At 69.7% G+C, this 1,462-nt stretch carries 1 protein-coding gene; it reads right to left on the bottom strand.

Annotated elements, in window-relative coordinates:
- On the bottom strand, window positions 1-1,462 hold a 1,462-nt coding region (locus LG396_RS38730), incomplete at both ends, for a glycoside hydrolase domain-containing protein (protein WP_225798300.1).

Here is a 1,462-nt window from a genome sequence, read left to right as displayed (position 1 = left end):
ACAGACTCGCGCCCGTCACCTCGAACAGCCCCATCGCCATCAGCGCGCTCATGGACCCCATCTGGCCCTGGTCCTCGTCGTGCCCCCCGTATCCCTTCGTCGTGGTCGTGCCGCCGTAGGTGATCTCCTTGACCTTGCGCACCCAGTACTGGCTCAGCCACGGATGTCCGACGTAGTTGAAGAGGTGCGCCATCTGAAGCCCGGGCTGGTTGCCGTAGTTGACGTACGCGTCCTCGTCGCCGTTCTGTCCCGCGCCCGTGAACTCGGCCTTCTCGGACCGTTCGAAGGCGCCGTTGAGCTTGTCCGCGTAGACGGCCCTGCCGCCGAGTCTGCTGGCCAGCCCGAGGACGTCGTACGAGGCGAACCAGGTGGCCTGCCACGAGCTGGCCTCGACGAAGTCGTCCGGGGAGAGCGGGTCGAAGGAGTCCTTCCAGCGGCCGTTCGTCCCGCGGGGCCGGACGAACCCGGTGGACCGGTCGTACAGGTTGCGCCAGTTCCCCGACCTCTCGATCAGGAACGCGCCCGTGTCGGTGTCGTCCCACACCTCGAACTCGTCGAGCCCCACGTTCCCGCCCGTGCCGCCCGTGGCCTCGAACCGGACCCAGCTGACCCGCCGGGGCCGGAACGCGACCGACTTCTTCCGGCCGCCGGCCGGAACACCGTCCACCTTGACCGACGAGCCGTCGCTGAACGTGAGGACGCCGGAGTTGACCCGCGAGTCCCCCTCGGCGCGGTCGACGAGCACCACCTTGTGGACGCGCTTCTGCTCCGGCCAGCCCAGCCTGATCCACGGCTTGCGCTCCGCCGACGCCCAACCCGCGCTGGACCGCGACGGGCGCCCGTCCACCGCCCGCGCACCCGCCTGGTTCGAGTCGTTCACCTGCGAGGACACGGACACCTCGGCGAACTGCGCCACGTTGAGACCGGACTTCCCCAGCCGCCGCGCCAGCTGGCCCAGCGTCCAGTCCTGGAACGCGTACTCGACGGTCTCCCCGGCGCCGCGGCTCCGCCATCCGGTGTGCAGGTCGTGGGGCACGTACCCGATGTCGAAGTACGCGCGGCCACCGCCGTGGTTCTCGCCCCAGGTGGCGTACTCGTACGGCGCCTTGTCGAAGAGGCCGCCCGGGGAGTGGGCGTCGAGCATGGCCTCGTAGGCGAGGTCGATGTCGAAGTCCCGGATGCCCTTGTTCCAGGCGCCGCTGATGAACGACGTCACCGGGGAGCTGGTCATGACGAACGAGTAGTCGCCGGCCACGGGGCCCCGCGGCAGCAGCCCACCGTCCTCGTACATCCGCAGCTGCGAGCGCACGATGCCGGAGTAGATCTCCGGATAGGCCAGGCCCAGGAGGGTGTTGAGGTTCCACTGCGTCAGCCACAGCGCGTCGTAGTTGTACATCGCGAACCGCGGCCGTCCCGACCTGTCGAGCGGCAGTCGGCCGATCCGCCGGCGGCCCCAGGTGCC

The organism is Streptomyces aculeolatus, assembly GCF_020400605.1.
Taxonomy (GTDB): Bacteria; Actinomycetota; Actinomycetes; order Streptomycetales; family Streptomycetaceae; genus Streptomyces; species Streptomyces aculeolatus.
The sequence above is the reverse complement of the archived record's forward strand: the minus strand, read 5'-3'. Positions and strand labels throughout refer to the sequence as shown.